The sequence below is a fragment of the Ruegeria sp. THAF57 genome (assembly GCF_903914075.1).
Lineage (GTDB): Bacteria > Pseudomonadota > Alphaproteobacteria > Rhodobacterales > Rhodobacteraceae > Ruegeria.
On the sequence record NZ_CAIWNQ010000007.1, the window covers coordinates 156043 to 179002 of the forward strand.

Genomic DNA, 22960 nt, shown 5'->3' on the forward strand with positions numbered 1-22960 from the left:
TGACATGCGGAATACTCTTGCCCTTATCCTGACCGTCGGTGCCGCTAGCCCCGCGCTGGCCGCAAGCGGCCCGTTCTTCTCGCTTGGCAACACCGACTTTGTGGTCCTGCTGGGCTTCATCGTCTTCATCGCGGTTCTGTTCTACTTCAAAGTACCCGGCATGATCGGCGGCGCTTTGGACAACCGGGCCGACGGCATCAAGTCCGAACTGGACGAAGCCCGCGCTCTGCATGAAGAAGCGCGCAGTTTGCTTGCCTCGTATGAGCGCAAGCAGCGTGAAGTGCAGACGCAGGCAGACGCCATCGTTGCGGCGGCCAAGGACGACGCGGCTCTGGCTGCTGAACAAGCCAAGGTCGATCTGGAAAAATCCATCGCACGCCGACTGGCGGCTGCGCAGGATCAGATTGCATCGGCTGAGGCGTCGGCTGTGAAAGAAGTCCGTGATCAGGCCATCACCGTTGCAGTTTCCGCAGCAAACGCGGTTCTGGCCAAACAGATGACTGCCACACAAGCCAACAAGCTTATCGACGCGGCAATCGCCGATGTAGGCGAAAAGCTGCACTAAGCTGTTGCGCAATCCGAACAAGAAACCCGGCCGTTGAGCCGGGTTTTTTGTTTGTCACAGTTCGGATGCGGTACTGCCACTCATTACCCCGGCAACTTGCTAAGGGCGCTTTCGTAATCCGGCGAGGCCACAAACAAATCCGGCAAATCCGCCAGAGCCCTGTCGATGGGGTCGTAAACCTGAGCAGCCTTCGCCAGAATTTCGTCAGGGATAGACTTGCGCGCCCGTTCAGCCCGCTCTGGCAGAGTGAACTTCAATCCCAGAAAATCTTCGACATCTTCTTGTCTGCGCCAAATCGCGTCGTAGTTGAGGCACAGAACAGGGACGTCCTGAAAAGTGCCCCACTGCCTCATCTGTTCGACCTGATTGAGAACGTCAAATTCGAACAGATCATCGAATGTCCCCTTGGCGTGAAGGTGTTCAAAGTGCTGGTCTACCCAATCACGCCCAAATCTCTCCAACGCGGAATAGACGGAAAGGGCAGAGTCTTTCGTGGGGCCAAAACAGAACAGAACCTTGACGTTTTCGCGGCCCTTCAGGCCAGCCGGAAAATCATGGGTCTTGATCAGAGATCCCGCAGGCAATTCAGCCGTTGCTAATTCCGGTTCAAACCCTGCCTTTGGTTTTCGGAACCAGCGGCGACGCTTGCAGGCCACCCAAAGTGCGTCAAACATCAGCGTGCTGCCCGATCTGCCATTGCTGGCCACAATTATGCAGGGGTCATCTTTGCTGTTCAGGCCGAAAGTAAGTTTGGACATTTTGATAACCAGGGTTCCCACACGGGTTCGGGATTTACCGGCACTAGATGTCTAACTTTCGGCAAAAGGTCCAGCGATTAGCCGACGTCTCGTGCAGGCTTATCAGTCCGCGTGTGACTTTATAGCTGTGCGGAAACGTACCAAAGCGCCCTTACGCCTGTCCGGTTTCGTGATCCAGCCTTTGCTGCGCGATCGCCTCGTTACGGAGGGCTTTTTGGTGGTCTTCCATACATTGCCGCACAAAGCTCAGGTGGCGATGTACTGCTTCTCTGGCACCGTCTGGGTCGCGGGCCTGAAGCGCGGCGTTGATGTCGCGGTGCTGGTCTAGAATAGCCTCGCGCGTGGTGCGCTGGTTGAACATCATTTGGCGATTGTAGAACACCCCTTGCCGCAGCAAGTCAAACATGGATCGCATCATGTGCAGCATCACGACGTTATGGCTGGCGTCGATGATGGCCATATGAAACTGGGCGTCCAGATGAGCTTCGTCTTCCGGGGCATTGCGCGTGTGGGCGGCTTCCATTTTGTCAAAGATCGTCTGAACGACCTTCAAATCGCTTTCCGACCCCAGTCGCGCCGCGCGCTCGGCTGCCAACCCCTCCATATCCCGGCGGAAAGACAGATAGTCCGAAACCGCCTCATCATGGCTGCTGAACAGTCGGATCAGGGCAGGGGAAAAGGCTGATCCCAAAACCTCGGCCACATAGATGCCAGATCCGGCTTTTGCAGTCAGCAGGCCTTGGTCCTGCAGTTCGGATATTGCTTCGCGCAGGGACGGGCGGGACACGCCCAGTCGTTCGGCCAGTTCACGCTCGGCCGGAAGGCGCTCGCCGGGGCGTAGGATGCCTCGCAGGATCAGCAATTCGATTTGCCGCACCACTGCTATTGAGAGCTTTTCGGTCTGAACTTTTTGAAAGGGCATGGGGATGTCGTTTTGAGAATTGGTCAAATCATATGACCACGGTTTGCGGGGCGGTTCAAGAAGAGCAGATCACAGGGTTCGAAACATTAGGTCAGTAATATTGACATTAATGTGCGAGTCACTAGTGTTCACCCATTCAAGAGCGGAGGAGGCTCATGACCAACCACGAGTTGTTTGCAACGCGGGCGTCGCGCATGAAGGCGTCGGAAATTCGCGAATTGCTGAAGCTGCTGGATCAGCCCGGAATCATTTCCTTTGCGGGCGGGATTCCAGACCCGGCCTTGTTTCCCGCAGACGCGTTCGCGCAGGCTTTTCAGGTTGCGCTTGGCCCCAAAAAGCAGGCGCAGGCCCTGCAATATTCGGTCAGCGAGGGCTATGCCCCGTTGCGCGAATGGCTTGTCGGCCACATGCGCGAGATCGGCGTTGTCTGCGACATCGACAATATTCTGATTACCTCTGGGTCACAGCAAGCGTTGGACTATTTGGGTAAGCTTTACCTGTCACCCGGCGACACGGCGCTTGTTGGTTGGCCGACATATCTGGGCGCGCTGGCCGCATTCAACGCTTATGAACCGCGGTTCGACCGGCTAAGCGTCAATGGCAACCGGGGTGCTGACGAATACGCAACCGCTGCCGCGGCGGGCAGGGTCAAGTTTGCCTACCTGTCTCCGGATTTTGCCAATCCAACGGGCGAGGCCGTGGATTTGCGGGGCCGCGAGGCTTTGCTGGATCTTGCTGATGACCTGAACTGCGCCGTGATCGAAGACGGGGCGTATCAGGCGTTGCGATATGAAGGGGAGACGATCCCTCCGGTTTTGGCATTGGAACTGGCGCGGAAGGGGTCGATCGAGGACTGTCGCACGATCTATTGCGGCAGCTTCTCCAAGACGCTGTCGCCGGGTCTTAGGGTCGGGTGGGTTGTTGCGGCCAAACCCGTGATCTCTCAACTGGTTCTGATGAAGCAGGCTGCTGATCTTCACTCGGCGACCATTAACCAGATGGCGATCGAAAAAGTGGCTCGGGCGTGTTTCGACACGCATATCCCAATGCTGCGGCAGACTTATGGCGCGCGCCGGGGAGCGATACTGGATGCGTTGGAAAAATACATGCCGAAAGGGGTGGAGTGGACGAAGCCTGAAGGGGGGATGTTTATCTGGCTAACGCTGCCTGTTGGCACCGATGGCGCCGCGTTGCTGTCTCGCGCTTTGGAAACGGTCAAAGTGGCCTTTGTTCCGGGTCAGGCATTTTTCCCCGATGGCTCGGGTGAAAACACGATCCGATTGAGCTTTTCAAATTCGGACGAGGCGACAATTCGCCAAGGTATACGCCGCTTGGGCGAGGTCTTGCAGACCTGAATGCGCAATAAGGGTCTGTTAACTAATTCCGGCCATTGACCGGGGTATGAAACGGTTTCTGACTTTGCTGCTGATGTCGGCCGCTTGTTCGGCTGGCACACCGCATTTCAACGATGTTCCGGCCACCCGTATTGCTGTCAACGGCAGCGTATTTGACGTGCGCGTAAGAGGAGAGTTGGCCGAGGCTGTGCGGATCAACACGCAATATGCCCCGCGCCTAGGCCCAATCCGCGAACGTGCAGCCCTTGCGATGGCACAGGTATCAGGCTGCCCTATTCTGGATGTTCTTGGCGATGCGGCTGTCACCGTCGGCGTTTTGGGGTGTGTTCGCCAGTCAGGTGAACGCTTGTTGCTGACCTCGATTTCCGTGCCAAACTACGAATGTATTGATTTTGGCACCTATGAAAGTTCAGGTGACGGCGGTTATCAGGTTTTTGAGTGCACGCCCTATTGATTCAGGCTGAGACCGGCGGAAATCAGCAAGATATTGTGGATAACTCGTGCCGATATCCCATATCCTGCGCAACCTCGTTGACTCAGCCCCAATCTGTTGCGCAGACTTCCAGATATAGGAATCATGGGACCCGTCGCCTTTGCGCTTTAGCAAACTCAAACTTACCGGCTTCAAAAGCTTTGTTGATCCGACCGACCTGATCATCGCGGACGGGTTGACCGGAGTTGTGGGCCCAAACGGCTGCGGCAAGTCCAATCTTCTGGAAGCGTTGCGTTGGGTGATGGGGGAAAACCGCCCCAAATCCATGCGCGGTGGTGCGATGGAGGACGTGATTTTTGCGGGGGCGGCCACACGTCCCGCCCGCAATTTTGCCGAAGTTGTTCTGACCATGGACAACTCGGAGCGGCTGGCCCCGTCAGGGTTCAACGAAACCGATCAGCTTGAGATCGTGCGCCGTATCACCCGTGATGTGGGCAGCGCCTATAAGACCAATGGCAAGGACGTACGGGCGCGTGATGTGCAGATGCTGTTCGCGGATGCCTCGACCGGCGCGCATTCGCCCGCGCTTGTGGGTCAGAACCGCATCGCCGAATTGATCAATGCCAAACCCCGCGCGCGTCGACGTATTCTGGAAGAGGCTGCGGGGATCTCCGGTCTGTACCAGCGTCGGCATGAGGCCGAGTTGAAGCTGAAAGGCACTGAATCCAACCTGACGCGCGTCGATGACGTTCTGGAGCAGCTTGGAACGCAGCTTGCACAGTTGGCCCGACAAGCACGTCAGGCCGCGCGCTATCGCGAGATTGGCGAGCAGTTGCGGCAGGCCGAGGGGATGCTGCTGTATCGTCGCTGGAAAGAGGCCGACATGGCCCGTCAACAGGCCGAAGAAAAGCTGCGCGAGCGCATTACCGAGGCGTCCCGCGCCGAGGCCGAAGCGCGTGAAGCGGCGGCCAAACGCGCCGAGATCGAGGAAACTCTGCCCCCTCTGCGTGAGGAAGAGGCCATAGCTGCCGCCGTGTTGCAGCGCCAGCAGGTGCAGCGCGATCAATTGGCCGATCAGGAAACACGCGCCCGCCAAACGATCGAAACCTTGACCAACCGCATTCAGCAGTTGGGCAACGATATTGAGCGCGAGGCTGGCCTGAACCGCGACGCAGGTCAGATGATCGAACGGTTGGAGTGGGAGGCGAGAGAGCTTGCCAAGGCCGCCGAAGGGCATGATGAGAAAGTCGCCGAAGCCGCCGAGATTGCGCGCGAGGCGGCGTCTGTCCTGCAGGACCGGGAGGATCACCTCTCGCAGGAAACTGAGGACATGGCGCGGCTTGTCGCCCGACACCAATCGGCGCAGCGTTTGGTTGAAGACAGCCGCAAGACGCTGGCCCGGTCTGAGGGCGAAGAAGAAAAAGCCCGTGTCGCGGTGGACGAAGCCCGTGACGCACTGAGCCGCGCAACCGACGCATTCGAGGCAGCCCAGGAGGGTGAGGAAGAAGCCCGCGAATCTGCTGAGGCCGCCGAAGAAGCACTGGCCGCTGCGGATGAGTTGCGCACCGAGACACAGGCCAGAGAGGCCGAGGCCCGTGCCCAACGGTCCGAAGCCGAAGGTGAGCTTGGCGCCATTCGCGCCGAAACCGCGGCCCTTGCGAAACTGGTCGAACGTGATACGGCCGAAGGCGGGCAGGTGCTTGACCTGCTGCGCGTGGCGCCGGGTTACGAAAAGGCGCTGGGTGCGGCGCTGGCCGATGACCTGCGCGCGCCTCTGGTCGAAGGTGATGGACCGTCCGGCTGGGTTCAGGTTGCCGGATACGATACTGATCAGCCCCTGCCAGACGGCGCTGAACCGCTAGCGTTGCATGTGTCAGGGCCGGATCGTCTGAGCCGCCGGATTGCTCAGATCGGGTTGGTCGACGCAGAACAAGGTGCGCGGCTGCAGGCCTCGCTGCAACCGGGGCAACGTCTGGTGTCGCGCTCGGGTGATCTGTGGCGCTGGGACGGGTTCCGGGCCTGGGCCGAGGACGCGCCAAGCGCAGCTGCCCTTCGGCTGGAGCAATTGAACAAGCTGGAAGCGCTGAAACAGGAACTGGCCCGGACTGAGGCGCAAGCTGATGGCGCGCGCGCCGCGCATGAGGCGCTGTCGCAGCAACTGGCCGATGTCACCGAAGCAGACCGCCGGGCGCGTGAAGCCCGCCGTGCTGCTGATCAGCGTATGGCGGAAACTGCGCGGCAACTCAGCCGGGCCGAGGCCGACCGCAATCTGGCACAGGGCAAGCTTGAGACCTTGACCCTTGCCGTCGACCGCCACAAGGAAGACGCCATGTCTGCCCGCGCCCAACTGCGCGAGGCCGAGGGCGCGCTGACCGGTTTGGGTGATCTGGACAGTGCCCGCGCGCAGGTTGAGGACATCAAACAGACGGTCGAGGCCGCGCGGATCACCATGCTGACCCACCGCTCGTCCCATGATGAACTGCGCCGCGAAGGTGAAGCCCGAACCCGGCGCACGCAAGAGGTGACGAAAGACCTGAGCGGTTGGCGTCATCGTCTGGACAGTGCCGAAAAGCGGATATCGGAACTGGCAGAGCGCAAGGAAAGCTCGGAAGACGAGCTGTCCGAAGCCACGGCCGCCCCCGGTGAAATTGCCGAGGCGCGCGAAGAACTTAACGAGTTGATCGAAACCGCCGAAGCGCGTCGGGCCGAGGCTGCGGATAAGCTGGCTCAGGCCGAAACCCAGCAGCGCGAAGTTGTCATGGCCGAGCGGGATGCAGAGCGCGTCGCTTCCGAGGCCCGCGAAACCCGAGCGGCTGCTGAGGCGCGGTGTGACGCCGCAAAAGAAGGGGTAACTGCAGCGGCTGAACGCATCGCCGAAGATCAACAATTAACCCCGAACCAGTTGCTGAACCAATTGGATGTGAACCCCGATCAGATGCCCGCCGCCGACGCGCTTGAGGCCGAGGTAAACCGCCACAAACGCCAGCGTGACGCGATGGGCGCGGTGAACTTGCGCGCCGAAGATGATGCGAAAGAGGTTCAGGAAGAATTCGACACGCTGAACGGGGAAAAGGCCGATTTGGAAGAGGCGATCAAGGCCCTGCGCAGCGGGATTGCCAGCCTCAACCGCGAAGGGCGCGAGCGCCTGCTGACAGCGTTTGAACAGGTGAATTCGAACTTCGCCATGCTGTTCAAGCACCTGTTCGGCGGGGGTGAGGCCAATCTGGTCATGGTCGAAAGCGACGATCCCCTGGATGCTGGGCTTGAGATTATGTGCCAGCCCCCGGGCAAGAAGCTCTCAACCCTAAGCCTTCTGTCGGGCGGCGAACAGACCCTGACCGCGACCGCGCTGATCTTTGGCGTGTTCCTGGCCAATCCCGCGCCGATCTGTGTGCTGGACGAGGTCGACGCGCCGCTGGACGACGCCAACGTGACGCGCTTCTGCGACTTGCTGGACGAGATGTGCCGCCAGACCGACACGCGGTTTCTGATCATCACCCACCACGCGGTGACGATGGCGCGGATGGATCGTCTGTTCGGCGTGACCATGCAGGAACAAGGCGTCAGCCAACTGGTTTCCGTCGATCTGAAGAAGGCCGAGCAGATGGTCGCCTGACCGCTCACTGTATCGTGACGCCTGTTGCGGGGCTTTCACGATAGGGTCGCGGTATGACCCGATACCTGATCCTTGCCTTGCTGGTTGCCAGCCCGGCCTTATCCGCCGATTGGCCGACCAAACCCGGAGACACCCCCCTGTCGCCTGAAGAGCTGGACGCGCTGGCGGGTCAAACGTTCACCTTCTACGATGATGGTCAGGCCGCATTCTCGGCTGGAGGTGCCTACTCCTATACCTACGCCAGCGGCGACGCGGCCTTTGGCACCTATTCCATCGCCGAAGATGGCAGCGTTTGCATCGCTTATCGCAACGGATTCAGCCGCTGTGATCTATACGTGCGCAGTGGAGAACGCTTGATCCTGATTGATGAGAAAGGCGATCGGTATCCGGTCAGGCCGGAGTGAAGGTGGAAGCGATCTCTCGAGCGCTTCTTTCCATGGATACTATGCGGAGAGAGGCAGGACTTTGTTCTTACGTGCCTAAACTCAAAACCGGAAACACATTCTTTGCCGGCTAAATCAATAGGCCGTGCTATTCTGGATTCGATTGCGAGACAATTTGTGAGGGTCCCATGCGCTTAGCCCCGATTGTAGCCTGCACAACTGCGTTGCTATGTTTGTTTGCCTTTGCCGCCCACTCTAATCCACTAAGTAGGTGGCAAATTTCGTGTGGCGTTGACGCTGGGTCGATTGCGAAAAAGGGCAAGACCTATACTTTTAAGACAAGCTCCAATCAATGTCCGGGCGACGGCCCTCAATGGAAGCAACGTGCTGAGATCTATTCAGATCGTGTCAAGCCAGACCACATGGGATCCTATTTGTTCTCAAGCACGATTTCCATGACGACAAACGCTCAGCAAAAGTGGGACATATTTCAAATTCATGACGGGCGAAGAAGTTGTGCCCCCCCGCTCAAAGTTTCTGTGCTTGGAAATGGCCATCTGGAACTTACTAGCGATGTAAATACCGGTGCCGGTGAAGAAAATTGCATACGAGGTAAGCTTTCCAAATCTCGCTCACCCCAAAAACAAAAACTCAACGGAACAACGCAAAAGCTGGATGTACTGATTGAATTCACGGGTGAGGCTGGATTTATTGCGACGGTTTGGCTGGACGATAAAGTTCAATTGCAGGGAACATATCAACCACCAAATACACCGGGCGCATTTCAGTCAAAGTTCTTTTACTTCAAGCACGGCGTTTATTCACCCGAGCGTTGGGACTATGTTTTGGTTTCGGAGGATTTGAGCGTTAAGAAAGTCAAAGTGAAATAGTAAATTAAGCACCGAAGATTAAAAGCTTACTATTACCTAACGAAAATGTTGGCATCAAACTTGCGCGGCCGCTCCGGGCGCGAACCATGGACCGCGTCACAACCGCCCCAGCAACTCCACCGTCGGCCACGCATCCGCGGGCAGGCCCAGTCGTTGCTGTTCGGCCTGAACAGCCGCCCGTGTTCCGGCCCCAAGAATGCCGTCGATCTTTCCTACATCATGGCCGCGCGCCTGCAGTTTGGTTTGTAGCTGCTTCATCTGCACGCCTGTCAAACCCTGCGCTGGATTGCCCGCGTCATAGATCTGCGCACCCTCCAGACGGGTGCCGAAATAGGCGGCTGTCAGGACATAGACAAAGCTCTGGTTCCACTCGAAATAGACGTCGAAATTGGGGTAAGCTAGAAACGCCGGCCCCTTATGTCCCTGTGGCAGGATCAGTGACGCCGGCAAGTTGGACAGTGAACCGCTGCGGGCCTGCACGCCCATCGCTTGCCAGTCAGACATGGGGCGAGGCTTGCCCGGGCCGGACAGGGACCAATCCATTTGGTCCGGAACCGTGACCTCCTGCAGCCACGGCTGGCCCGGTTGCCACCCAAGATGCGACAGCATCTTTGCGCCGGACATCAGCGCATCCGGGGCCGAGGTTTTCAGCGAAACCGTTCCGTCTCCGTCGCCGTCCACGCCATTGTCCAGAATATCCTGTGGCAGCATCTGGACCATGCCGATCTCACCCGCCCACGCACCGGTCGTTCGGGCGGGGTCGAAATTGCCCTGACTGTACAATTCCAGCGCCGCAAATATCTGAGGGCGGAACAGTTCGGGCCGGCGGCAATCATGGGCCAATGTCACCAGTGCGTTGCGGGTGTTGAAATCCCCCTGAACCGCGCCGTAGTCGGTTTCAAACGCCCAGAATGCCAGCAACACGCCGCGAGATACCCCATATTCCCGCTCAATCCGGTCAAAAACAGCGTCGTATTTGCGTGACATGGCCTGCCCGCGATCAATCCGGTTTTGCGAGATCAGGCGGCGAGAGAAATCAATGAATGGTTTCTGAAAGACGCCTTGCGCGCGGTCAGCTCTGAGAACGGCGCCATCCTGCTGAACACCTTGAAAGAAAGCGTCGATAGTAGAATTATCAAACCCTTTGCCGACCGCCTCGGTTTTTAGCCCATTCACAAAGGAATTGAACCCGCCGCCACATTGGGCAAAGGCGGGTGTGATGAATAGGGTGGCTGCAACAAGACCAAAAAGAAAACGCATGGGTGGCACCGTTAGAGAATAAAGTTAAGCCCAGCCCACACCGACACGAGGCCCAGCGCAAGCCCCCAAACGGTCCACAGCATGTTGCATGCGCGGAAAACCTCCGGTGCACCGATCTCACGCGGGGCGTCGCCGTTGACCCAAGCCAGATCCCGAAGCTTCCCGTCATAGCTGCGCGGCCCGGCAAGTGCTACGTTCAGGGCGCGGGCCATGGCGGCCTCGGGCCAGCCTGCGTTGGGTGAGATATGGCGGCGCGCGTCCGAGGTGATTGCTGGCCATTGCGCCCACTGACCCGATAGCGCGACGATCATGGCACTGGTCAGGCGGGCGGGGATCAGGTTCAGAACATCATCCAAACGGGCGGCGGCCCATCCAAACTCATGATATTTTTCTGAGCGGTAGCCGATCATGCTGTCGGCGGTGTTGACCGCCTTGTAGATCAGCAGACCCGGCAGTCCGGCAACCAAAAACCAGAAGGCGGGCGCAATGACACCGTCGCTCAGGTTTTCGGCGGCACTTTCGATCGCTGATCGGGCGACCTGTGCCTCGGTCATGTCGCGTGTGTCCCGTGAGACAATCATGGCTACTTTCGCGCGCCCTTGGTCAAGCGAGGCGCTCAGCCCCTCGGCCACATCTCGCACATGCGTCACAAGGGATTTCTGGGCCAGGAGAATGGCGCAGATCACAAGTTCAAACACAGGGCCAAGTTGGGCCAGCGCACCCCCGAGTATCATCGCGCCGATGACCAGCAGGGCGACAACGGCAACCCCTTTCAAGCGCCGGTGCCCACCATTGTTCAATCGTTTGTCCAGCAGGCCGATAAGGTTGCCGATCATCACCGCGGGGTGCCTTACCCGAGACCACAGCCAATCCGGCTCCCCCAGCGCAGCGTCTAGACACATGGCGCAGACCAACAGGAAAGGGGTGCTCACCACGCGGCCTCCAGCCGTGCCCAGCCATTTGCGTGCGGAAGCCCCAGCCGCAGGTAGGTTTGCGAATAGGGAAAGATGCGGCTCCAGATATGCGCACGGGCCAGACGGTCTTGCCAATCGGCGGCGTTGTCGACCTCATAAAGACGGAACAGCGTGGTTCCCCCCACTAGCCGCGCGCCCTTCCGCGTCAGAACGGTATCCAGCCCGGCTGTTTCCTCGGTCAGGCGTTGGCGTGTGGCGTCGGCCCAAGCGGTATCGCTCAGGGCTTGTTCTCCGATCCGTAGGGCGGGGCCGGAAACGGCCCAGGGTCCGGTCAGGTCGTTCAGGCGGGCAATCAGGTTCGGGTCGCCGATTGCGAAGCCAAGGCGTAATCCCGCCAACCCCCAGAACTTGCCAAAGCTTTTCAGTACGATCACACCCGGTTTTGTCGCCAAATGGATCAGGGACGCTTCGGGACAGACATCGCAAAAGCTTTCGTCAATCACGGTTAGTGGGGCATTTGCGTCGGCTTCGGTCCATATCCGCCCATCAGGGTTATTTGGGTGTACGATAACGCGGGCTTCGGTCGGCCCGTCGGACTGAACTGACCATCCATGCGCTAAAAAAGCGGCTGCGTGTTCGTTGTAGGTGGGCGGCGTGACGTGAACCCGCCCACGCGGTGCAAGATCGGGTATGCGCGCAATCAGGGCCGAAGCGCCTGGTGCGGGTAAAATATCAACCCCGTCGGGGACGGACCAAAACCGACGCGCAGCACTGGTCAGGCGTTCAAACGCGCCATGATCGGGAAGCGCGCTCCAATCCGAGGGCGTCAAACCCGTGACATCATAGGGATGCGGATTGATCCCGGTCGAAAGGTCCAGCCAATCGCCGCGTGCCCCACCATAGGATTCGATCGCCCCGTCTAGCCCGCCGCCATGATCGCGTTTGGATCGGGGGTTCAAGATATCGTTATGGGTTGTCATCGTGAAGCTCATTGGAATCCCAGATTTCTGTCCGTTTCAAGCGGATTTTCGCCGTCGGCACAAGCAAATCCACGAGATCCGGAAGCCCTGCAGATACCGTTAACAGTTTGTTAAGGAAATCGCGTGATCACAAACTGCAGGGGCCAGCACTGTTTGTTCTACCTTGCCCCGAGGTTGTTGCTGATGAATGTTTTGATTGTAGAGAGTAACCCCGATCTTGGTCGGGTCTGGAAAAGGCATATAGAGCGTCAGGGCGCTGAGGTCACGCTTGTGGCCGGGCAAGAGGCCGCGATCCTTGCGCTTTATGGCGCAGAGTTTGACATCATTGTGTTGGACCTTGTGTTGGAAACCGGCAGCGCGCTGGCTGTCGCCGATTTCGCCAGTTATCGCCGCCCCGAAGCGCGGGTGATTTTTGTCACCAACACCACGTTCTTCTCGGATGGGTCGATTTTTGCGCACAGCCCGAATGCGTGCGCTTATGTCCAAAGCGAAACGCCGCCAGAGGATCTGGCGGCGATGGTTGAACATTACGCGGCCGGTCGCTGACCGCGACCGTGCGGTTCCATGTAATCCAGCACGGGGTTCACCGGGATAATCCGATGCGGATTTATACTGTCGTGACTATAGTGGTAGTGCCGCACGATATGGTTCATGTTCACGGTCTGTGCGACACCGGGCCATTGATAAAGCTCGCGGGTATAGGCCCACAGGTTCGGGTAATCGACCAGACGGTTTCGGTTGCACTTGAAATGCAGGTGATAGACGGGATCGAACCTGATCAAGGTTGTGAATAGCCTCCAATCAGCTTCTGTAACGCGATCTCCCATAAGATAGCGATGGGAACTCAGGCGGTCTTCCAGCCAGTCCAGTGTTTCAAATAGCGGCCCAACAGCCGCGTCATACGCTTGCTGGCTGGTTGCGAACCCTGACTTATATACGCCGTTGTTGACGTCAGAATAGATACGTGCGTTGACCTCTTCGATATCGTCACGCATAGCCTCGGGCCAGTAATCGTCGGTGTTTCCCGTGATCCCGTCAAAGGCCGAGTTGAACATGCGGATGATCTCGGAACTTTCATTCGAAACAATGGTTTTCTGGGTTTTGTCCCATAGAATTGGCACCGTAACGCGGCCCGAATAGGCGGGATCGGCCTTGGTATAGACTTGATGGGCGAACTCCAACCCAAAGAGCCCGTCCCCTGTAGCGCCATGGTCGTCCGTTTCAAACGTCCAGCCTTTGTCCATCATGTCAGGATGTACCACTGAAACCGAGATAAGGTCAGTCAGCCCTTTCAATTCGCGAAAGATCAACGTGCGGTGTGCCCAGGGGCAGGCGAGGCTGACATAGAGGTGATAGCGATCCGTTGCGGCCTTGAAGCCCCCCTTGCCGGAAGGACCTGCGCTGCCGTCTGCCGTTATCCAATTGCGAAACTGCGCTGCACTTCGTTTGAACGCCCCGCCTGTGGACTTGGTGTCATACCATGTGTCGTGCCACTTGCCGTCTACCAACAGGCCCATGCTCTGATCCTCCGAATTGAGATGTCAAAGAACATAGGCGGTCGCCTTAAAGGTTCCTATGCGAGGCGACGCGCATATTGCCTGCGTCTGCGCACAAGTCCGGTTGGGATTTCCGTGCAACAGGTTGAAATCCAAACGCTCTTGGTGACCAACTTTACTGGATTTTTACATTCTGACCCTCAGAATAGGACTCTGCTGCGGGGGAAATTTGCAATGACGACCTATGTTTCAAAGGAAATGAGTGCCGAATTGGATGCGGCACGAATCGCGGGATTGAAAAAGACAAGCCGACTTCGTGTCGAATTTGGCGACAATACGTTCAAAATCCTACGATTGTGGAGGGATGGCTTTACCGTCGAAGCTGAAACGACACCTCAGCTTCGTGGTCTGGTCGATATCTATGATGGCGCAAATCACCTCTACCAGTGCCTGATCATCGCGGATCAGGACGAAGCCGGTGAAATGCGGTATGAATTCAAGCGCAGCACTGCTGCCTCGGATAAGGCCCCGCTGGATTTCTACCGCGATCCCGATGCCCCGATAGCTTTGTTGGGGCACAAGGATTGATCCATTGCCCAACGGATGACGCGTTGGGCTTGGATTTACTGCAAGTCAGAAAAAGCGTGTTTCAGCCTGTTGCATGCCTCTTCCACGCGGCTGCGTTGGGTTGCCAGGTTGAACCGCTCGAATGTCTCGCCACCCGGGCCAAATCCGGGGCCGGGCGAGGTTGCGATCTTGGCGTCCTCACGTAGACGACGGATAAATTCAGGGTGATCCATTCCGGTTCCTGAAAAATCGACCCAAGCCAGAAAAGTCGCCTGAAGTGGCATGGACCACAGGCCGGGGATATCTGCGATGGCTGCGTCAAAAAGCTTACGGTTGCCGTCAAGATGCGCAACCTGTTCGTCGACCCATGCTGCGCCCTCGGGCGAATAGGCCGCCATGATCATCGCCACGCCCAAAGCGCTGGGCGCATAGTCAAGGGTGCTGAGGCGATGAACCATCGCTGCGCGCAGTTTCGGGTCGGGAATGATCATGTTACCGGTGCGTTGACCCGCAATGTTGAACGTCTTGGAGGCCGCCGTCAGGGTCACCGTCCACGGCCGTGCATCGGGCGCGGCCACGTCCATCGGGACAAAGGTGCTGCCGGGATAGACCAGATCATGGTGAATCTCATCAGACACCAACACAAGGCCATTGCGTTCAGCAAAGGCTGCCACAGCGCGCAACTCATCCGCAGTCCAAACCCGGCCGGACGGGTTTTGCGGTGAACACCACAGAAGCATCTTTTCCGACCCGTCCAAGCGCGACTGCGCGTCGTCCAGATCAATCGTGTAACTGTCGCCCTGTCGTGCCAGCGGGCATTCCACCACGCGGCGGTCGGATTTGTTCACCTTGTGGGCGAACTCATGATAGACGGGCGTGAATATGACCACGCCGTCCCCCGGGTCGGTCCACACATCCAGACACAACGCGATCGCGTTGCCCAGCCCTTGCGAGGTCAGGACCCAATCTGTGTCAATTTCCCATCCATGACGGTTCTTCATCCACCACTGGACCGAGGTCAGATAGTCAGGGTGCGCCCACGAATACCCGAAAACACCGTGTTCCGCGGCCTTTCGAACGGCTTCGATAACGCAGGGTGCGCTGGGATAATCGGAATCTGCCGTCCACATCGCCAGCCCGTCCTGCGGTGAAATACCGTAGAGTTTCTCTAGCTTGTCCCATTTTGAACTATAAGTGCCCCGGCGGTCGATCAGGTCGTTAAACGTCATGTCTTCTCCATCTGTCCGCAGGAAAGCTAGCTACAATTTTGGCAGGTGCAAGGGGGGCGTTGCGGCGGGGCGTGTGATGGCCTAAATCAACCTCATGAAACGCTCAATTCTTATTCATCCCGACCCCCGACTGAAAAAGGTCTGTGCCCCGGTGAGTGATCTGTCGGACGAGCTGCGTCAACTGGCCGATGACATGCTGGAAACCATGTATGACGCCCCCGGCATCGGGCTGGCCGCACCACAGATCGGTGTGCTGGATCGGCTGATCGTGATGGACTGCGTCAAGGAAGAGGGCGAGGAACCGCGCCCGCTGATCATGTTCAACCCCGAGATTATCGCATCGTCGGACGAAACCAACGTTTACGAGGAAGGTTGTCTGTCGATCCCCGAGCAATTTGCAGAAGTGACCCGACCCAAAGTCGTCGAGGTGGCGTGGATTGACCGCGATGGCAATGCGCAGCAGGAAACATTCGATGACCTTTGGGCGACCTGCGTGCAGCACGAGATTGACCATCTGAACGGCAAGCTGTTCATCGACTATCTCAAACCACTGAAACGCCAGATGATCACGCGCAAGATGCAAAAGCTGAAACGTGAAAAGGCGCGCGCATGACCGTTCGTACCTGTCTGCCATGGCCCGACAAGCGCCTGCGTACCAAGGCAGAGGTTGTGAGCGAAATCACCGACGATATCCGCGCGATCTGGGATGACATGGTCGACACGATGGAGGCGATGCCCGGCGTGGGCCTTGCTGCGCCTCAGATCGGTGTGATGCTGCAGTTGGCCGTCGTCGATGGTTCGACCGAGCGGGGCCGGGCCGTGCGACTGGCGAACCCCGAGATTCTGCACAGCTCAATCGAGATGCGTGAACATGATGAGGCCAGCCCGAATCTGCCCGGCGTGTCGGCCAAAGTGAAACGGCCTCGTGCGGTGACCGTCAAGTTTCTGAATGAACAAGGCATGATCGACCGCCGCGATTTTGTCGGGATCGAGGCGACAAGTGTGCAGCATCAGATCGACCATCTGAACGGGCGCATGTATTTCGACCGGCTCAGCAAGGTCAAACGCGACATGCTGCTGCGCAAAGCCAAGAAACTCGCGTAGGCCGGGCTTCAGCCCGGCACCGCCTAAGCCTCGGAGCCCTGTCATGCGCATCATCTTCATGGGAACGCCCGAATTCTCGGTACCGGTGCTGGATGCGCTGGTTGAGGAAGGGCATGAGATTGCCGCCGTGTATTGCCAGCCGCCGCGCCCGGCAGGGCGGGGTAAGAAAGACCGCCCGACCCCGGTGCACGCGCGGGCCGAGGCGTTAGGCCTGACCGTACGCCATCCGGTTTCTTTGAAATCCGAAGAAGAACAATCCGCTTTTGCCGCCTTACAAGCTGACGTTGCCGTCGTTGTGGCATATGGCTTGCTGTTGCCTCAGGCCATTCTGGATGCGCCGCGCTTTGGCTGCGTCAACATCCATGCAAGCCTTTTACCCCGCTGGCGAGGGGCCGCGCCGATTCACCGTGCAATCATGGCGGGTGATGAACAAACCGGTATCTGCATCATGCAGATGGAGGCGGGGCTGGACACCGGCCCTGTCCTGCTGCGGCAGGCCACCGATATCCGAGATCAGGAAACGACCGACCAACTGCATGACCGGCTTTCTGAGATGGGCGCGGGTCTGATCGTTCAGGCGCTGGCCACCTTGCCGGAGTTGACGCCGGTGAACCAGCCCGACGACGGCGTGACCTATGCCTCCAAGATCGACAAGTCCGAGGCGCGCATCGACTGGACCCGCCCGGCTGTTGAGGTCGATCGCCAGATACGCGGATTGTCACCCTTTCCCGGTGCATGGACTCTGGTTGAAGGCGAGCGGATCAAACTTCTGGCCTGCTGTCTGGCCGAGCGACAGGGCACCCCCGGTCAGGTTCTGGACGATGCGTTGTGTGTTGCTTGCGGAGAGGGGGCCGTGAAGCTCCTGCGCTTGCAAAGGGCGGGCAAAGGGGCGCAGGATACAGAAACGTTCCTGCGCGGTTGGCCAATCCCGGCCGGTACGCTGTTTCAATCGGAGTAACACCGCATGTTCATGATCCTGATGGGCACAGTCGTGATCGCCGGGATTGTTGGATACCTGTCCGAGAAGACCGGTTTCACGCGTAACGGATATGTGCCTTCGATCATCATATGCATTGGCGGGGCGTTTCTGTTTTATTTCATCCGTATCATGTTCGGCATCAGCTTTGGCGCGCCCGGTCTGAATGCCGTGATCTCATCCATTGGCGCGTTGATCATCGTGCCGACGCATTGGAGGAAGTGACATGCCCGTAATCGCTCTGATCGTGATCGGCGCGGCCGCAGGGTTTCTGGCCACACGCCTTATGCGGATTGAGGCTGACATTCCGACAACGATGCTCATTGGCATCGTCGGCGCGTTGGTCGGAGGGTTTCTGCTGCGCGCATTGATAACCGTTGCAGGGTGGCTGTCCGGTTTTGTCGGTGCTGTTCTGGGCGCATTACTGGTGATCTGGATCTGGCAAAAATATCTGCGCCGCTGATCTGCGTGTCCTCGGCCGAACCGATACAATCTAATTCTTGTAGTCTGGTTCTTATCGACGCGGTGGGCGGCTTTTGTAGACTGGCAATCGCCAGCCAAACAGCAGTGATCCAGCCCTGAGTGCCCAGCAGACAAGGGCACAGGCCGAAAGTGCGGCAAAGGTATCCAGCCCTAAACGGGTTGCGAATACGGCCGTCAGAGCACCGGCAAAGGCGCAAGACACATAAAGCTCGCCCTGTTTCAGAACCAGCGGGACCTCATTGCAAACCACGTCACGCATCAGCCCGCCGAGGCAACCTGTAATGATCCCCATCAGAACAACGATGACGCCGGAATGTCCCAGTGACAACGCAGCCGCTGTTCCTGCGGCAACGGCGATGGACAGGGCAAAACTGTCCAGCCAAACCAGCCAGTTATATCGGCTTTCCATCAGGTGCGCGGTGAAGAACACCAGCGCGGCGGCACCCGTTGCGATCAGGATGTAATTTGGCTGGCCAACCCAGAAAACCGGGTGCCGGTCCAGCAGCAGATCACGCACTGTTCCGCCGCCAACCGCGGTCAGGCAGGCAATGAACGCAAAGCCGACCAAATCCAACTGCGCCCGGCTTGCAACCAAGGCACCCGTCAACGCGAACACAAAGACCGAGGCATAGTCCAGCAGTGCCAGTCCGCTCACGCCTTTTCCTTTTTCGGCTTGAACGGAGCCATGCCTGCACGGGCCAGTTCGTCGGCCTTTTCATTCTCGGGGTGTCCGGCATGTCCTTTGACCCACTCCCACGTCACGTCGTGGCGGGTCTGCGCTTCGTCCAGTCGTTGCCACAGATCGACATTCTTGACGGGCTTTTTGTTCGAGGTCTTCCAGCCATTGCGTTTCCAGCCGAAAATCCAGCCGGTCACTCCGTTCTTTACATAGGCGCTGTCTGTAACGACCGTGATCTTCGAGGCCCGCTCCAGTGTTTCCAACGCGCTGATCGCGGCCAGCAATTCCATACGGTTGTTGGTTGTTTCAGCCTCTCCGCCGTTCAGCTCGCGTTCTTTCAGAACGGTGTCGCCATCCATCGCGCGCAGCAACACACCCCATCCGCCGGGGCCGGGATTGCCCGAGCAGGCCCCGTCTGTATAGGCGAACAGTTCAGGCATGGGCGAGCACCAGAATGAAGCCGTCGTATGACCCGGCCAACCCCGCACCGACGCCAGTGGTGATTTGGTCGATGCTAAATCCGGTAGTTGCAAGGGCCTCTTCGATCTCGGTCTGCGAGAAATAGGTATAGAACCGATCCAGATCGTCGCGATGTTCCCCCGTGCCGAGTTTCAGGCCAAGGAAGAAAACACCCTGAGGTTTCAAGGCCCGGCGGATCGCCGTCAAATGACGTGGGAAATCTTCGCGGGGGGCGTGCAAAAGAGAAAAGCTGGCATAGATGCCGTCATACTCAGCAACCTCGGTCACGTCATCGAACGTGCCGAGATGCGCATCTATGCCATTTTCCAAGGCGTGATCAACAAAGGCCTGTGTTGCGTCCAGCGCGCGAACCCGCAACCCTTCGCGCTGCAAGAACGCACTGTCTGAACCGGGGCCAGAACCGAGGTCCAGAATATAGCCGCCATCCACGACGGCTTCGGCAAAGGCCATGCGCGCTTCGATTTGTTCGGGGGGCAGGGGGACACTCAGGTATTCTGCAACGCGGGTTGTATAAGCGTCGATCGTTCTTTTATCGGTCACAAGTATACTCCGACGGCAAGGCAGGCCAAGACAACGGCCGTCAGCAACATGCGCAACCGCATCCACCAGACCGGGGTCAGTCGCCAGTATGAAAACATGGCGTCCAATAAAAGCAACCCGGCAAATCCGTACATCAGGTTTGTTCCGGCACTGACTGGGCCGCCGCCCGTCTTGAAGAACGCCCATAGCGCAGGCAGGACCGAGAGCGTGTAGCAGGTTGCTGCCTTGCTGCCCGACGTTTTGGTCGCGAAGCCCCACAAAACGCCTGACATGAAGCTCAGGATGACCGAACCGTAGAATAACTGGACATATGGCCCAACAAACCGAGGCCCCAGCGCCTGTTTCCCCCAGTCGTTCAGATCACCGTTCAGGTAGGTCAGAGCACCCCAGATGAACGGGATGAGACCGGCTAGTCCAAGAAGCAGGGGGGCTTTGGGTATTCCGTTCATGCGGGTTCCCGCAGCACGCGCGGGACTTTGAATTCAACGTTTTCAACGGCCGTTTCCACCATCTCGACCGTCACGTCATAGTGGTCGCGGAACGCATCTATCACCTCGTTCACCAACACTTCGGGGGCCGATGCACCTGCGGTGATTGCAATGCTTGAGATCCCTTCCAACGCGCGCCAGTCGATATCGGTCGCGCGCTGCACAAGCTGAGCATAGTCACACCCGGCGCGCGAGGCGACTTCGACCAGACGCCGTGAATTGGACGAATTGGGTGCGCCTACCACCAGCAGGGCGTCCGATTTGGGCGCAACGGCCTTGACCGCTTCTTGCCGGTTGGTCGTCGCATAGCAGATGTCTTCCTTATGCGGTCCGACAATGGCAGGGAACCGGGCTTGAAGGGCCGCGATAATGTCTTTTGTGTCGTCGACAGACAGGGTGGTCTGGGTCACAAAAGCCAGCTTTTCGGGGTTGCGAACCTGAACCGTAGCAACATCTTCGACCGTTTCGACCAACAGCACTTCGCCCGCCGGCAGTTGGCCCATGGTCCCAACCGTTTCCGGATGCCCCTTGTGGCCGATCATGATCATCTGCAGGCCCGCGTCCGAGTGGCGCTGGGCTTCGACATGGACCTTGGAGACCAAGGGACAGGTCGCGTCCACATAGATCATTTCGCGCCGTGCCGCCGTTTCCGGGACCGATTTCGGCACGCCATGGGCGGAAAAGATCACTGGCCGGTCATCAGGGCATTCGTCCAGTTCCTCGACAAACACCGCTCCTTTGTCGCGCAGCCCGTCGACGACAAATTTGTTATGCACGATCTCGTGGCGCACATAGACCGGTGCGCCCCATTTTTGCAGGGCCATTTCGACGATCTTGATGGCCCGATCGACACCGGCGCAGAACCCGCGCGGCGCGGCAAGGTACAAAGTCAGCGGGGGCTTGTTCATGTCACGGTCTCCTTAAGGCCACAGGTAAGTCTTTTCCCGGCCTTGGTCCAGACAGGACTGCGTCATTGATCTGACATGAATCAGTGCTAGCCAAGAGGTGTTTTAGCACCTGTCTTTAGTTAAAGAAGCGCGGTCAGGTGTTAAGCCTGACCGCGCCGTTTTCAACTCGGTTGTGAGTGATCGGGTGTTACTGCCCACCGGCCGCAACGCTGCGCGGTTCCATGGGCATCTCACGCGGAGGGCGGCCGATCACGTCGCGCAGGTCCTCCAACTCGATGAAGTTGTCCGCCTGGCGGCGCAGTTCGTCCGAGATCATCGGCGGCTGGCTGCGAATGGTCGAGACGACCGATACACGCACGCCCTGACGTTGCAGGCTGGCAATCAGCGGGCGGAAATCCCCGTCGCCCGAAAACAGCACGATATGATCCACGCGTGGTGCCAGTTCCATGGCATCCACGGTCAGTTCAATGTCCATGTTTCCTTTGACTTTCCGACGCCCCATGCTGTCGGTGTATTCCTTTGCCGGTTTTGTCACCATGGTGAAGCCGTTGTAATGCAGCCAGTCAACCAAAGGACGGATCGGCGAATACTCGTCGTTCTCCAAGAGCGCTGTGTAGTAGAAAGCTCTGAGCATTTTACCGCGACGCATGAATTCCTGACGCAGCAGCTTGTAGTCGATATCAAACCCAAGTGCTTTGGCGGCCGCATAAAGATTCGAGCCGTCGATGAACAGCGCTAGCCGTTCGTCTTTATAAAACATAAATAGTTCCTTCCGGTACAAACCAGAACGCCGGGTGTTACGTGAGTGAGTCTAGGAAATAGGCGGCGCGCTGATACGCCTATAATTAGGGCATTTAATGTGTATCGCAAGTATGCAATTCACCGAATATAGGGAGTAGAATGCGCAAATTTTCGTCAAAAGTGGTGATCGCACTAGGCGCAAATCTCAATTTGAGGGATCAGGGGCCCAAGGTGACACTGGAAAAGGCGCTTGACGCGATACCGCGTCAGGGGGTGGTGATTCGCGCGGTCAGCCGCTTTTTCGAGACGCCGTGTTTCCCTGCCGGAGCGGGGCCGGATTATGTCAACGCGGCCGCGCTGATCGAGGCAGACAAGACCCCGGCAGAACTTTTGCACTTGCTGCATGAGGTCGAGCATGACCACGGCCGCCAACGGGTTCAGCGCTGGGGGATGCGGACGCTGGATCTGGATCTGGTTTGCTATGACGATCAGGTGCTGCCCGATCGCGATGGGTATGAGCGGTGGAGAACCTTGTCTGCCGAAGACCAAAAACAACAGACGCCGGATCAGTTGATCCTGCCGCATCCCCGCCTTCAGGATCGGGCTTTCGTATTGGTACCCATGGCAGATATCGCCCCAGATTGGCGTCATCCGGTGCTGGGCCGAACCGTGTCGGAAATGCTGGCAGACCTTCCTGCAGACGATGTCGCGGCGGTCACCCCAATGTGAACGGTGCATTTGCAGCATTTCCTGCTTGTCAAGGCGGGGATTCGCGCTTAGATAAACCTCTTCCTGACATGGATTCAGTAACGGAGAGCGCCCTATGGCCCGCGTGACGGTTGAAGACTGCGTAGACAAAGTGCCAAACCGGTTCGAGCTTGTGATGCTTGCCGCCCATCGTGCGCGCGAGATTTCCGCTGGTGGCCCGATCACCGTGGACCGCGACAACGACAAAAACCCTGTCGTTTCGCTGCGCGAGATCGCGGACGAAACCCAAAGCGCGGATGAGCTGCGTGAGCGCCTGATCGAAGCCAACCAGACCCAGATCGAGGTTGACGAGCCGGAAGAAGACCAGATGGCTCTGCTGATGGGTGCGGAAACCGATAAGCCTGCGGACGACGATATGTCCGAAGAAAAGCTTCTGCGCGCTCTGATGGAGGCTCAAGGCCAGGGGTAATCCCCTCGAACGAAGG

General features: G+C 58.2%; 28 protein-coding genes. 15 read left to right on the forward strand and 13 right to left on the reverse strand.

What is annotated here, in order from left to right; genetic code table 11:
• Positions 1-4: 4 nt before the first annotated feature.
• On the forward strand, positions 5-565 hold the full coding sequence (locus tag RUESEDTHA_RS16365) for a F0F1 ATP synthase subunit B (RefSeq protein WP_180887782.1): 561 nt from the start codon (positions 5-7) through the stop codon (positions 563-565).
• A gap of 83 nt (positions 566-648) precedes the next feature.
• Here the strand turns inward: RUESEDTHA_RS16365 and RUESEDTHA_RS16370 are convergent, their stop codons facing one another.
• Together RUESEDTHA_RS16370 and RUESEDTHA_RS16375 are read right to left on the reverse strand one after the other, a co-directional pair.
• Entirely contained in the window at positions 649-1323 is a 675-nt protein-coding gene (locus RUESEDTHA_RS16370) for a hypothetical protein (protein ID WP_180887783.1), read from the reverse strand.
• A 151-nt stretch (positions 1324-1474) separates the two neighbouring features.
• Positions 1475-2245: a FadR/GntR family transcriptional regulator gene (locus tag RUESEDTHA_RS16375; protein WP_180887784.1), complete on the reverse strand. Its 771-nt coding sequence runs from the start codon at positions 2243-2245 to the stop codon at positions 1475-1477.
• 155 nt (positions 2246-2400) lie between these two features.
• Between RUESEDTHA_RS16375 and RUESEDTHA_RS16380 the strand changes: the two genes are divergently transcribed.
• The 5 genes from RUESEDTHA_RS16380 (at position 2401) to RUESEDTHA_RS16400 (ending at position 8922) form a co-directional block, all read left to right on the forward strand.
• On the forward strand, positions 2401-3600 hold the full coding sequence (locus RUESEDTHA_RS16380) for a PLP-dependent aminotransferase family protein (RefSeq protein ID WP_180887785.1): 1200 nt from the start codon (positions 2401-2403) through the stop codon (positions 3598-3600).
• A 46-nt stretch (positions 3601-3646) separates the two neighbouring features.
• A complete protein-coding gene (locus tag RUESEDTHA_RS16385; RefSeq protein ID WP_180887786.1) occupies positions 3647-4054 on the forward strand; it encodes a hypothetical protein in 408 nt (135 codons plus the stop codon).
• A 139-nt stretch (positions 4055-4193) separates the two neighbouring features.
• Positions 4194-7649, forward strand: a complete 3456-nt coding sequence (locus RUESEDTHA_RS16390; RefSeq protein WP_180887787.1) for a chromosome segregation SMC family protein — start codon at positions 4194-4196, stop codon at positions 7647-7649.
• Positions 7650-7702: 53 nt separating this feature from the next.
• The gene (locus RUESEDTHA_RS16395) at positions 7703-8053 is read left to right on the forward strand and encodes a hypothetical protein (RefSeq protein WP_180887788.1); all 351 of its coding nucleotides are present in this window, start codon (positions 7703-7705) and stop codon (positions 8051-8053) included.
• 167 nt (positions 8054-8220) lie between these two features.
• Positions 8221-8922 (forward strand): heparin lyase I family protein, encoded by a 702-nt coding sequence (locus RUESEDTHA_RS16400; protein WP_180887789.1) that lies wholly within the window; start codon positions 8221-8223, stop codon positions 8920-8922.
• A gap of 96 nt (positions 8923-9018) precedes the next feature.
• Here RUESEDTHA_RS16400 and RUESEDTHA_RS16405 read toward each other — a convergent pair whose 3' ends face one another.
• The 3 genes from RUESEDTHA_RS16405 to RUESEDTHA_RS16415 are packed head-to-tail and all read right to left on the reverse strand — an operon-like array spanning position 9019 to position 12076.
• Positions 9019-10182, reverse strand: a complete 1164-nt coding sequence (locus tag RUESEDTHA_RS16405; RefSeq protein WP_180887790.1) for a lytic murein transglycosylase — start codon at positions 10180-10182, stop codon at positions 9019-9021.
• Positions 10183-10193: 11 nt separating this feature from the next.
• A complete protein-coding gene (cbiB, locus tag RUESEDTHA_RS16410) occupies positions 10194-11114 on the reverse strand; it encodes an adenosylcobinamide-phosphate synthase CbiB (protein WP_180887791.1) in 921 nt (306 codons plus the stop codon).
• A complete protein-coding gene (locus tag RUESEDTHA_RS16415) occupies positions 11111-12076 on the reverse strand; it encodes a threonine-phosphate decarboxylase (RefSeq protein WP_180887792.1) in 966 nt (321 codons plus the stop codon). The genes cbiB and RUESEDTHA_RS16415 overlap by 4 nt, the downstream gene beginning before the upstream one ends.
• Positions 12077-12259: 183 nt before the next feature.
• Between RUESEDTHA_RS16415 and RUESEDTHA_RS16420 the strand changes: the two genes are divergently transcribed.
• On the forward strand, positions 12260-12622 hold the full coding sequence (locus RUESEDTHA_RS16420) for a response regulator transcription factor (protein ID WP_180887793.1): 363 nt from the start codon (positions 12260-12262) through the stop codon (positions 12620-12622).
• On the opposite strand, the gene RUESEDTHA_RS16425 is transcribed toward RUESEDTHA_RS16420, so the two are convergent.
• Positions 12604-13593 carry a glutathione S-transferase family protein gene (locus RUESEDTHA_RS16425; protein WP_180887794.1) on the reverse strand — a complete coding sequence of 330 codons (990 nt, stop codon included), beginning with the start codon at positions 13591-13593 and terminating at the stop codon, positions 12604-12606. The genes RUESEDTHA_RS16420 and RUESEDTHA_RS16425 overlap by 19 nt on opposite strands.
• A 213-nt stretch (positions 13594-13806) precedes the next feature.
• Between RUESEDTHA_RS16425 and RUESEDTHA_RS16430 the strand changes: the two genes are divergently transcribed.
• Positions 13807-14160 (forward strand): hypothetical protein, encoded by a 354-nt coding sequence (locus RUESEDTHA_RS16430; protein ID WP_180887795.1) that lies wholly within the window; start codon positions 13807-13809, stop codon positions 14158-14160.
• Positions 14161-14195: 35 nt separating this feature from the next.
• Here the strand turns inward: RUESEDTHA_RS16430 and RUESEDTHA_RS16435 are convergent, their stop codons facing one another.
• Complete coding sequence (locus RUESEDTHA_RS16435) at positions 14196-15368, reverse strand: MalY/PatB family protein (protein ID WP_180887796.1); 1173 nt, start codon at positions 15366-15368, stop codon at positions 14196-14198.
• Between the two features lie 94 nt (positions 15369-15462).
• Here RUESEDTHA_RS16435 and def (RUESEDTHA_RS16440) point away from each other — a divergent pair, with 94 nt between their 5' ends.
• Genes def (RUESEDTHA_RS16440) through RUESEDTHA_RS16460 form a run of 5 tightly spaced genes read left to right on the forward strand, consistent with a single transcriptional unit; the run spans position 15463 to position 17911 of the window.
• Positions 15463-15981, forward strand: a complete 519-nt coding sequence (gene def / locus RUESEDTHA_RS16440) for a peptide deformylase (RefSeq protein WP_180887797.1) — start codon at positions 15463-15465, stop codon at positions 15979-15981.
• Positions 15978-16472, forward strand: coding sequence for a peptide deformylase (gene def / locus RUESEDTHA_RS16445; RefSeq protein WP_171125295.1), 495 nt, complete (start codon positions 15978-15980; stop codon positions 16470-16472). Before def (RUESEDTHA_RS16440) ends, def (RUESEDTHA_RS16445) begins: the two co-directional genes overlap by 4 nt.
• Positions 16473-16515: 43 nt before the next feature.
• Positions 16516-17430: a methionyl-tRNA formyltransferase gene (fmt, locus tag RUESEDTHA_RS16450; protein WP_180887798.1), complete on the forward strand. Its 915-nt coding sequence runs from the start codon at positions 16516-16518 to the stop codon at positions 17428-17430.
• Positions 17431-17436: 6 nt separating this feature from the next.
• A complete protein-coding gene (locus RUESEDTHA_RS16455; RefSeq protein WP_180887799.1) occupies positions 17437-17673 on the forward strand; it encodes a hypothetical protein in 237 nt (78 codons plus the stop codon).
• A gap of 1 nt (position 17674) precedes the next feature.
• A complete protein-coding gene (locus RUESEDTHA_RS16460) occupies positions 17675-17911 on the forward strand; it encodes a GlsB/YeaQ/YmgE family stress response membrane protein (protein WP_170413888.1) in 237 nt (78 codons plus the stop codon).
• Positions 17912-17962: 51 nt separating this feature from the next.
• Here RUESEDTHA_RS16460 and RUESEDTHA_RS16465 read toward each other — a convergent pair whose 3' ends face one another.
• From RUESEDTHA_RS16465 to RUESEDTHA_RS16485, 6 genes are all read right to left on the reverse strand, one after another.
• Entirely contained in the window at positions 17963-18586 is a 624-nt protein-coding gene (locus tag RUESEDTHA_RS16465) for a trimeric intracellular cation channel family protein (protein ID WP_180887800.1), read from the reverse strand.
• The gene (rnhA, locus tag RUESEDTHA_RS16470; protein WP_171125287.1) at positions 18583-19050 is read right to left on the reverse strand and encodes a ribonuclease HI; all 468 of its coding nucleotides are present in this window, start codon (positions 19048-19050) and stop codon (positions 18583-18585) included. Before rnhA ends, RUESEDTHA_RS16465 begins: the two co-directional genes overlap by 4 nt.
• The gene (locus RUESEDTHA_RS16475) at positions 19043-19630 is read right to left on the reverse strand and encodes a bifunctional 2-polyprenyl-6-hydroxyphenol methylase/3-demethylubiquinol 3-O-methyltransferase UbiG (protein WP_255431786.1); all 588 of its coding nucleotides are present in this window, start codon (positions 19628-19630) and stop codon (positions 19043-19045) included. Before RUESEDTHA_RS16475 ends, rnhA begins: the two co-directional genes overlap by 8 nt.
• Entirely contained in the window at positions 19627-20079 is a 453-nt protein-coding gene (locus RUESEDTHA_RS20910) for a DUF3429 domain-containing protein (RefSeq protein ID WP_255431787.1), read from the reverse strand. The genes RUESEDTHA_RS16475 and RUESEDTHA_RS20910 overlap by 4 nt, the downstream gene beginning before the upstream one ends.
• The gene (gene ispH, locus RUESEDTHA_RS16480; protein ID WP_180887802.1) at positions 20076-21026 is read right to left on the reverse strand and encodes a 4-hydroxy-3-methylbut-2-enyl diphosphate reductase; all 951 of its coding nucleotides are present in this window, start codon (positions 21024-21026) and stop codon (positions 20076-20078) included. Before ispH ends, RUESEDTHA_RS20910 begins: the two co-directional genes overlap by 4 nt.
• A 187-nt stretch (positions 21027-21213) precedes the next feature.
• On the reverse strand, positions 21214-21786 hold the full coding sequence (locus RUESEDTHA_RS16485; RefSeq protein ID WP_058278950.1) for an NYN domain-containing protein: 573 nt from the start codon (positions 21784-21786) through the stop codon (positions 21214-21216).
• Between the two features lie 140 nt (positions 21787-21926).
• Here RUESEDTHA_RS16485 and folK point away from each other — a divergent pair, with 140 nt between their 5' ends.
• Both folK and rpoZ read left to right on the forward strand, forming a co-directional pair.
• On the forward strand, positions 21927-22496 hold the full coding sequence (gene folK, locus RUESEDTHA_RS16490) for a 2-amino-4-hydroxy-6-hydroxymethyldihydropteridine diphosphokinase (RefSeq protein WP_180887803.1): 570 nt from the start codon (positions 21927-21929) through the stop codon (positions 22494-22496).
• A 94-nt stretch (positions 22497-22590) separates the two neighbouring features.
• Positions 22591-22944 (forward strand): DNA-directed RNA polymerase subunit omega, encoded by a 354-nt coding sequence (gene rpoZ, locus RUESEDTHA_RS16495; protein WP_142639234.1) that lies wholly within the window; start codon positions 22591-22593, stop codon positions 22942-22944.
• Positions 22945-22960 lie beyond the last annotated feature (16 nt).

Bases quoted from the DNA above. Each gene is read 5' to 3' on its own strand.
- RUESEDTHA_RS16455 (WP_180887799.1), top strand. From the start codon at position 17,437: ATGTTCATGATCCTGATGGGCACAGTCGTGATCGCCGGGATTGTTGGA.
- folK (WP_180887803.1), top strand. From the start codon at position 21,927: ATGCGCAAATTTTCGTCAAAAGTGGTGATCGCACTAGGCGCAAATCTC.
- RUESEDTHA_RS20910 (WP_255431787.1), bottom strand. From the start codon at position 20,079: ATGAACGGAATACCCAAAGCCCCCCTGCTTCTTGGACTAGCCGGTCTC.
- RUESEDTHA_RS16380 (WP_180887785.1), top strand. From the start codon at position 2,401: ATGACCAACCACGAGTTGTTTGCAACGCGGGCGTCGCGCATGAAGGCG.
- RUESEDTHA_RS16460 (WP_170413888.1), top strand. From the start codon at position 17,675: ATGCCCGTAATCGCTCTGATCGTGATCGGCGCGGCCGCAGGGTTTCTG.
- RUESEDTHA_RS16415 (WP_180887792.1), bottom strand. From the start codon at position 12,076: ATGACAACCCATAACGATATCTTGAACCCCCGATCCAAACGCGATCAT.
- rnhA (WP_171125287.1), bottom strand. From the start codon at position 19,050: ATGCCTGAACTGTTCGCCTATACAGACGGGGCCTGCTCGGGCAATCCC.
- RUESEDTHA_RS16365 (WP_180887782.1), top strand. From the start codon at position 5: ATGCGGAATACTCTTGCCCTTATCCTGACCGTCGGTGCCGCTAGCCCC.
- rpoZ (WP_142639234.1), top strand. From the start codon at position 22,591: ATGGCCCGCGTGACGGTTGAAGACTGCGTAGACAAAGTGCCAAACCGG.
- RUESEDTHA_RS16430 (WP_180887795.1), top strand. From the start codon at position 13,807: ATGACGACCTATGTTTCAAAGGAAATGAGTGCCGAATTGGATGCGGCA.
- RUESEDTHA_RS16400 (WP_180887789.1), top strand. From the start codon at position 8,221: ATGCGCTTAGCCCCGATTGTAGCCTGCACAACTGCGTTGCTATGTTTG.
- def (WP_171125295.1), top strand. From the start codon at position 15,978: ATGACCGTTCGTACCTGTCTGCCATGGCCCGACAAGCGCCTGCGTACC.
- RUESEDTHA_RS16395 (WP_180887788.1), top strand. From the start codon at position 7,703: ATGACCCGATACCTGATCCTTGCCTTGCTGGTTGCCAGCCCGGCCTTA.
- ispH (WP_180887802.1), bottom strand. From the start codon at position 21,026: ATGAACAAGCCCCCGCTGACTTTGTACCTTGCCGCGCCGCGCGGGTTC.
- RUESEDTHA_RS16435 (WP_180887796.1), bottom strand. From the start codon at position 15,368: ATGACGTTTAACGACCTGATCGACCGCCGGGGCACTTATAGTTCAAAA.
- RUESEDTHA_RS16385 (WP_180887786.1), top strand. From the start codon at position 3,647: ATGAAACGGTTTCTGACTTTGCTGCTGATGTCGGCCGCTTGTTCGGCT.
- RUESEDTHA_RS16420 (WP_180887793.1), top strand. From the start codon at position 12,260: ATGAATGTTTTGATTGTAGAGAGTAACCCCGATCTTGGTCGGGTCTGG.
- RUESEDTHA_RS16375 (WP_180887784.1), bottom strand. From the start codon at position 2,245: ATGCCCTTTCAAAAAGTTCAGACCGAAAAGCTCTCAATAGCAGTGGTG.
- RUESEDTHA_RS16485 (WP_058278950.1), bottom strand. From the start codon at position 21,786: ATGTTTTATAAAGACGAACGGCTAGCGCTGTTCATCGACGGCTCGAAT.
- RUESEDTHA_RS16425 (WP_180887794.1), bottom strand. From the start codon at position 13,593: ATGGGCCTGTTGGTAGACGGCAAGTGGCACGACACATGGTATGACACC.
- RUESEDTHA_RS16405 (WP_180887790.1), bottom strand. From the start codon at position 10,182: ATGCGTTTTCTTTTTGGTCTTGTTGCAGCCACCCTATTCATCACACCC.
- def (WP_180887797.1), top strand. From the start codon at position 15,463: ATGAAACGCTCAATTCTTATTCATCCCGACCCCCGACTGAAAAAGGTC.
- RUESEDTHA_RS16370 (WP_180887783.1), bottom strand. From the start codon at position 1,323: ATGTCCAAACTTACTTTCGGCCTGAACAGCAAAGATGACCCCTGCATA.
- fmt (WP_180887798.1), top strand. From the start codon at position 16,516: ATGCGCATCATCTTCATGGGAACGCCCGAATTCTCGGTACCGGTGCTG.